Genomic DNA, 7987 nt, shown 5'->3' with positions numbered 1-7987 from the left:
GCGCGCTGCTGCGCGACGAGCGCGCGCGCCTGGCTGTACGCGGCCACGGCCGCCGCCACGTTCTGGTTGCTGACCTCGACCTGGCGCACGAGGCCATCGAGCACGGGGTCGTTTAATAGTGTCCACCACGGCCCCCGGTCGAGCGCATCCGCGGGAGCGGCCGGCGCCCATCCATGAAGTTCCTTGAACGCGGCCGGTTGCGGCGTCGCCGGCCGCTCGTACGTGGGCGCGAGCGCGCAGCCGGACAGCACGGCGGCGGCGAGCAAGGCGGAGATCAGCGGACGAAAGGTGGTAGATCGCATGGTTCGGTTCATGGCTGGGAAATCGTGGGCTGGTCCTCCAGCGGATGGCGGACCAGGTGGTGCTCGTCCGCGTTGCGGCGGCGGAGCTTGTCGAGGTAGACGTAGACGACGGGCGTGGTCAGCAGCGTCAGGAGCTGGCTCGCGACCAGGCCGCCGATGATGGCGATACCCAGCGGCTGGCGCAGCTCGGAGCCCTCGCCGAAGCCGATCGCCAGCGGCAGCGCGCCCAGCGCCGCCGCCAGGGTCGTCATCAGGATCGGACGGAAGCGCAGCAGGCACGCCTCGCGCACGGCCTCAGTGGCCGACAGGCCGCGCGCGCGCTCCGCTTCCAGCGCGAAGTCGATGATCAGGATCGCGTTCTTCTTCACGATGCCGATCAGGAGGAACACGCCGATCAGCGCGATGATGGAAAACTCCATGTGGAACAGCAGCAGCGCCAGCACGGCGCCCACGCCGGCCGACGGCAACGTCGACAGCACCGTGACCGGATGCACGAGGCTTTCGTACAGGATGCCGAGGACGATGTAGATGACGACGATGGCGGCGAGGATCAGCAGCGGCTGCTGCTGGTTCGATTCCTGCGCCTGCTTGGCCTGGCCCTGGAAACTGCCGCGCACGTTGGTCGGCATGCCGATGTCAGCCTCCGCCTGCTTGACCGCCTGCTGCGCTTCCGACAGCGAAAAGCCCTGCGCGAGGTTGAACGAGATCGTCGTCGCCAGCTCGCCGTCCTGGTGGTTGACGGAGCTCGGCGTCGAGCGCTCCGCGAAGTGGGCGATGGCGGACAGCGGCACCATCGTCGTGGCACTCGACGACAGGGCCGAGCCGCCGGACGGATCGCGCGCGGCCGTCAGGTTCGCGGGCGCAGCGGGTGTGCCGGCGGCGGTCGTGGGCGCGTTCTTGGCCGGCACGTACACGTCGTCCAGCGCGGCCGGCGAGCGCGCGTACTGCTGCGCCACGCCCATGATCACGTGGTACTGGTTCAATTCGTCGTAGATGTTGGCGACCTGGCGCTGGCCGAACGCGTTGTACAGGGCGTTATCGATGTCCTTCGCGCTGATGCCGAGGCGCGCGGCCGTCTGCTTGTCGATGTCGACATAGGTCTCGACGCCGTTGTCCGCCTGGTCGGTGTCGACGTCGGTCAGCGCCTTCTGCCCCTTCATCGCGTCCGCCAGCTTCGTCGCCCACGTTTTCAGGTCGGCGCGGTTGTCGCTCTTCAGGGTGTACTGGTACGTGGAGTTGGACTGGCGCCCGCCCATGCGCAGGTCCTGCACGGGGTTCAGGAACAGCTGTACGCCCGTCACCTGCGCGAGCTTCGGACGCAGGCGCGCGATCACGGCCTGGCCGCTCTCGCCCTTGGCGCGTTCGTCGGCCGGCTTCAGGTTCAGGAACATGAAGCCGCCGCCCGCGCGCGAGCCGCCCGTGAAGCCGACGACGGTGTCCACGGCGGGATCGCTCTTGATGATGTTCACGAGCTGGCGCAGCTTGCCCTGCATGGCCTGGAACGAGATGCTCTGGTCCGCGCGCAGGCCGCCGTTGACCTGGCCCGTGTCCTGCTGCGGGAAGAAGCCTTTGGGTGCGGCCGAGAACAGGTACACGTTCAGGCCGACGACGAACACGAGGATCAGCATCACGAGCGCCTTCATGTCGAGCGCCCAGTCGAGCGCGTGCTCGTACGACTTCAGCACGCCGTCGAAGGCCCGCTCGGCCCAGCGCGCGAGGCGGCCCTGCTTGCGGCCCGCGTGGTCGTGCAGCTTCTGGCCCGGTTTCAGCAGCATCGCGCACAGCATCGGCGTCGTCGTCAGCGAGATGACGAGCGAGATCATCACGGCGGCCGACAGCGTGACGGCGAATTCGCGGAACAGCCGGCCCACCTGGCCGCCCATGAACAGCAGCGGGATGAACACGGCCACGAGCGACAGGCTGATGGACAGCACGGTAAAACCCACTTCCTGCGCGCCCAGCAGCGCCGCCTTCATGCGGTCCATGCCCTGCTCCACGTGGCGGCTCGTGTTTTCCAGCACGACGATGGCGTCGTCGACGACGAATCCCGTCGCCACCGTGAGCGCCATCAGCGACAGGTTGTTCAGGGAGAAGCCCAGCAGGTACATCACGCCGAAGGTGCCCAGCAGCGAGACGACGGTCGCCACGGCCGGCACGACGGTCGCGCGGACGCTGCGCAGGAACACGGAGACCACGAGCACGACGAGCAGGATCGAGATCATGAGGGTCATCTCGATCTCGTGCAGCGACGCGCGGATGGAATGGGTGCGGTCCGACGCGACCTGCATGCGCACGTCCTGCGGCAACTGGGCCTGCAGCTGCGGCAGCAGCGCGCGCACGCCGTCCACGGTCTCGATGACGTTGGCGCCCGGCTGGCTCGTCACCAGCACGATCACGGCGGGTTCGCCGTTGAACAGGCCCAGCGTGTTGATGTTCTCGACGCCGTCCCACACCGTGGCGACGTCCTGCAGCCGGATGGCGGAACCGTTGCGCCATGCGACGACGAGGCCCTTGTAGTCGGCCGCCGTGCGGCCATTGGTCGGCGTGTTCGCCTGCGAATAGATCTGCAGGCGCATGCCCTGCCCTTCCAGCGCGCCCTTCGGCCGGTTGGCGTTCGTCGCCTGGATGGCGGCGCGCACGTCCTCGGTCGACAGGCCGTACTGGTTCAACTGGTACGGGTTCAGGTCGACGCGCACGGCCGGCAGCGAGCCGCCGCCGATCTCCACGTCGCCCACGCCCTTCACCTGCGCGAGCTTTTGCTGCACGACGTTCGACACGTCGTCGTAGATCTGGCCGGGCGAACGCGTCTTCGACGTCAGCGCCAGGATGATCACGGGCGCGTCGGACGGATTGGCCTTGCGGTACGTCGGATTGCTGCGCAGGGTGGCCGGCAGGTCGGCGCGCGCCGCGTTGATCGCGGCCTGCACTTCGCGCGCGGCGGAGTCGATCTGGCGCGTGAGGTCGAACTGCAGGTTGATGCGGGTGGAGCCGTTGCCGCTGCTGGACGTCATCTCGTTGACGCCCGCGATCACGCCCAGCCGCCGTTCCAGCGGCGTGGCGACCGACGTCGCCATCGTGTCCGGACTGCCGCCCGGCAGGTTGGCCGACACGGAGATCGCCGGGAAGTCGACCTGCGGCAGCGGCGACACGGGCAGCACGAAGAACGCGCCGATGCCCGCCAGCGCGATGCCGATGGTCAGCAGCACCGTCGCGATGGGCCGCTTGATGAACGGCTGCGAGAGACTCATGCGCCCGCTCCGCCGGGTTTCACCGCGCCGCCGGGTTTAGCGGGCTCCGCGCCGCTCCAGCGCCGCGCGAGGCGGTCGAACGCGAGATAGATGACGGGCGTCGTAAACAGCGTGAGCAGCTGGCTGACGATCAGGCCGCCGAAGATCGCGAGGCCCAGCGGCCGGCGCAGCTCGGCGCCCTCGCCCCAGCCGAACATCAGCGGGATGGCGGCGAACAGCGCGGCCAGCGTCGTCATGATGATCGGACGGAAGCGCAGCATCGCGGCCTGGTGGATCGCCGTCCGCGGGTCCTTGCCCTCGTCGCGCTCGGCCTCGATGGCGAAGTCGATCATCATGATCGCGTTCTTCTTCACGATACCGATGAGCAGGATGATGCCGATGATGCCGATGACGCCGAGGCCCTGCCCGGTGATCCCCAGCGCCAGCAGCGCGCCGACGCCGGCCGACGGCAGGGTCGACAGGATGGTCAGCGGGTGGATGTAGCTCTCGTACAGCACCCCCAGCACGATGTACACGCAGACGACGGCCGCGAGGATCAGCCACAGCTGGTTCGACAGCGACGCCTGGTACGCGCCGGACGCGCCGAGGAACGTCATGGTCACGGAGCCCGGCAGGCCGATCTCCTGCGCGACTTCCTTGATCGCGGCGACGGCGGTGCCCAGCTTGATGCCGGACGCGGTGTCGAAGCCGATCGTCGTCGCCGGGTATTGCGCCACGTGCGTGATCTGCAGCGGCGCGGCCTGTTCCGTGATGGAGGCGATCGCGGACAGCGGCGTCGGCGCGCCGGAGCCCGTGCGCAGCTGCAGGTCCGACAGCGCGTCGAGCGACATCTTGTCGTCCTGCTGCGCCTCCAGGATCACGCGGTACTGGTTCGTCTCCGTGAAGATGGTCGACACGATGCGCTGGCCGAACGCGCTGTACAACGCGTCGTCGACATTCGACGCCGTCACGGACAGGCGCGACGCGCTGTCGCGATCGATGTTGACGTAGGCGGCTGCGCCGGTGGCGCCCGCATCCGTGACGACGTTCGCCAGCTCCTTGCGGCGCGCCATCGCCGCCACCATCCTGTGGGCCCACTCCGTCACCGTCTTCGTGTCCGCGCCTTCGATCGACAGGCGGTATTGCGTCGGTCCCGTCTCGGCGTCGATGGTGAGGTCCTGGGTCGGCTGCAGGTACAGCGTGACGCCGGCGACGTTCTGTGCCACGCGGCGGCGCAGGCGCTCCATGATGTCCTGCTGGTCGCCGTGCTTCGCCTTCAGGTTGATCAGCATGGTGCCCGTGTGGAGCATCGTGTTGTTGGCGGCATCCACGCCCACGGTCGACGCGAGCGATTCGACGTCCGGGTCGGCCAGGATCTCGCGCGCGGCGGCCTGCTGCATCCCGGCCATCGAACTGTACGAGATTGCCTGGCGCGCTTCCACGCGCGCCTGCAGCTGGCCCGTGTCCTGCGTGGGGAACAGGCTTTTCGGGATGAACGTCCACAGGATCGCCGTCAGCACGAGCGTTCCCAGCGCGACGAGCAGGGTCAGGCCCTGGCGTGCGAGGACCCAGTTCAGGCCGCGGTCGTAGTGGCCGACGGTCCAGTCGAAGAACGACTGGAACTTGCGGGCGAATGGGGTTTCGTGCGACTTGTCGTGCTGCTTGAGCCAGCGGGCCGACATCATCGGCACGAGCGTCAGCGATACGACGGCCGAGATCAGGATCGTGATCGCGAGCGACACGGCGAATTCGCGGAACAGCCGGCCCACGACGTCGCCCATGAACAGCAGCGGGATCAGCACGGCGATCAGCGACACGGTCAGCGAAATGATGGTGAAGCCGATCTGCGTGGCGCCCTTCAGCGCGGCGTCCATCGGCCTCTCGCCTTCCTCGATGTAGCGCGAGATGTTCTCGATCATGACGATGGCGTCGTCGACGACGAAGCCCGTTGCGATCGTCAGCGCCATCAGCGACAGGTTGTTCAGGCTGTACCCGAGCAGGTACATGATGCCGAACGTGCCGACCAGCGAGATGGGCACGGCGAGGCTCGCGATCACGGTGGCGCGGATGCTGTGCAGGAACGCGAAGATCACGAGCACGACGAGGACGACGGCCAGCACGAGCTCGATCTGCACGTGTTCGACGGAGGCGCGGATGCCGTTCGTGCGGTCCGACAGCACGTCCATGTGGATGCTCTGCGGCAGGCTGGCCTGCAGCTCGGGCAGGCGCTGCTTGATGGCATCCACGGTGGCGATCACGTTGGCGCCCGGCTGGCGCTGCACGTTCAGGATGATCGCGGGCTTCATGTTCGCCCACGCACCGAGCTTGACGTTCTCCGCGCTGTCGACGACCTTCGCCACGTCGCCCAGGCGCACCGGCGCGCCGTTCCTGTACGCGACGATCAGGTTCGTGTAGTCGGGCACCGTCACCAGCTGGTCGTTGGCGTTGATGGTGTAGGCGCGCAGCGGGCCGTCGAAACTGCCCTTGGCGCTGTTGGCGTTCGCGTTCGTGATCGCGGTGCGCAGCGTGTCGAGGCCGAGGCCGTTGGCGGCGAGCGCCTCCGTGTTGGCCTGGATGCGCACGGCCGGACGCTGGCCGCCCTGCAGGGTGACGAGGCCCACGCCCGTCACCTGGCTGATCTTCAGCGCGAGGCGCGTGTTGACGAGGTTCTGCACCTCCGTCAGCGGCATCGAATCGGACGTGATGGCGAGCGTCAGCACGGGCGCGTCGGCCGGGTTGACCTTCGCGTAGACGGGCGGCGCCGGCAGGTCGGTCGGCAGCAGCGAGCCGCCGGCATTGATCGCGGCCTGGACTTCCTGCTCGGCCACGTCGAGCGTCTGGCCCAGGGTGAACTGCAAGGTGATCACGGAGACGCCGGCCGCGCTGTTGGAACTCATGCGCGCCAGGCCCGACATCTGGCCGAACTGGCGTTCCAGCGGCGCCGTCACGGTGCGCGCCATCACTTCCGGACTCGCGCCCGGGTACAGCGTCTGCACCTGGATGGTCGGGAAGTCGACCTGCGGCAGCGCGGACAACGGCAGGAATTTATAGCCGACGAGGCCAGCCAGCACGATCGCCAGCATCAGCAGCGACGTGGCGACGGGGCGGCGGATGAAGGGGGCGGATGGGCTCATCGAACCGCTCCGTTGCACGCGAGACCGTCGCCCGGGCGCAGGCCGGGGCCCAATTTCGTCGAGCCGACGGGACGCATGCAGAGATTGGGTTCCCGCCTGCGCGGGAACGACGTGCATAAGTCACGGGTTCCGGCAAACTGCATCATTGCGCCGCCCCTTCCTGCTGGCGGCGGCGGTGCTGGCCGCCCTGGCCCTGCTTCGCGCCGGCGGCACCGGCACCGCGCGCCGGATGCTCGCCCGGCAGCGTCACCTTCGCGCCATCCTTCAGGCGGTCGGCGCCTTCCGTGATGACGGTCTCGCCGCCTTTCAAACCGCTCGTGATCTCGACGCGCTCGGCGTCTTCCTCGCCCCGCTTCACGTTCGTCAGCGCGACGGTGCGGGTCTGCGGATTCAGCACGTAGACGTAGTCGCCGTTGGCGCCGTGGCGCAATGCCGTCACCGGCACCGTGATCGCGTTCTTGATGACGTTCACCTGCAGGCGCACGTTCACGAACTGGTTGGGGAACAGTTTCGACGCGTCGTTGGCGAAGCGGGCCGTGGCCTTGACGGTGCCGGTCGAGGTGTCGACCTGGTTGTCCAGCGCCATGAAGCGGCCCTGCGCCAGCTCGCGCGTGCGGGTGCGATCCAGCGCCGTCGCGGGCAGCGTGGCGTTCGCGTTGATGCGCTCCTGGATCGCGGGCAGGTGGTCCTGCGGCACGGCGAATTCGACGTCGATCGGCGATTGCTGGGTGATGACGGCGATGCCGTTCGCGTCGCTGCTGGCCACCAGGTTGCCGATGTCCACCGTGCGCAGGCCCACGCGGCCGGCGATCGGGGCGCGCACCTGCGTGTAGCCGAGGTTGATCTGGGCGATGCCTTCGGCCGCCTTGTCGGTCGTCACGGCGCCCTGCAGCTGTTTCACGAGGGCCGCCTGCGTGTCGACGTCCTGGCGCGCGATCGAGTCCTGCTGGAGCAGGGTCTGGTAGCGGGACAGCAGGACCTTGGCCGATTCGAGCTGGGCCTCGTCGCGCTGGCGCTGGCCCGTCGCCTGCAGCAGCGCCATCTGGGACGGGCGCGGGTCGATGGTCGCCAGCACCTGGCCCTGCTTGACGAGCTGGCCTTCCGTGAACAGGATCTTCTGCAGCACGCCGCCGACCTGCGGCCGCACGGTCGCGACGGCGGCCGGGGTCACGGTGCCGAGGGCGTCCAGCACGATCGGGATGTCGGCGCGCTCGGCCTTGCCGACACCGACCGTCGTGGCCGGCATGCCGCGCCCGTTTTGTTTGGATCTCCCCGCATGTAGGCTGCTTCTGTGTAAAGCCGTGTAAAGATGCAACTTCCTGTG

At 68.3% G+C, this 7987-nt stretch carries 3 protein-coding genes and 1 pseudogene; all 4 read right to left on the bottom strand.

All coding sequences use genetic code 11. The features are described 5' to 3' along the window. A pseudogene (locus ACEN88_RS19595) lies at positions 1–302 on the bottom strand (RND transporter); the annotation flags it as partial. Between the two features lie 8 nt (positions 303–310). Then, entirely contained in the window at positions 311–3550 is a 3240-nt protein-coding gene (locus tag ACEN88_RS19590) for an efflux RND transporter permease subunit (RefSeq protein WP_413342205.1), read from the bottom strand. Then, on the bottom strand, positions 3547–6663 hold the full coding sequence (locus ACEN88_RS19585) for an efflux RND transporter permease subunit (RefSeq protein ID WP_413342203.1): 3117 nt from the start codon (positions 6661–6663) through the stop codon (positions 3547–3549). Before ACEN88_RS19585 ends, ACEN88_RS19590 begins: the two co-directional genes overlap by 4 nt. A 142-nt stretch (positions 6664–6805) precedes the next feature. Next, positions 6806–7909, bottom strand: a complete 1104-nt coding sequence (locus ACEN88_RS19580; protein WP_413342201.1) for an efflux RND transporter periplasmic adaptor subunit — start codon at positions 7907–7909, stop codon at positions 6806–6808. Between the last annotated feature and the right edge of the window lie 78 nt (positions 7910–7987).

This window comes from Massilia sp. CT11-108, from assembly GCF_047302915.1.
GTDB lineage: Bacteria > Pseudomonadota > Gammaproteobacteria > Burkholderiales > Burkholderiaceae_D > Telluria > Telluria orientalis.
Note: the sequence above shows the minus strand (reverse complement) of the source record. Positions and strands in the feature narration are given on the sequence as shown.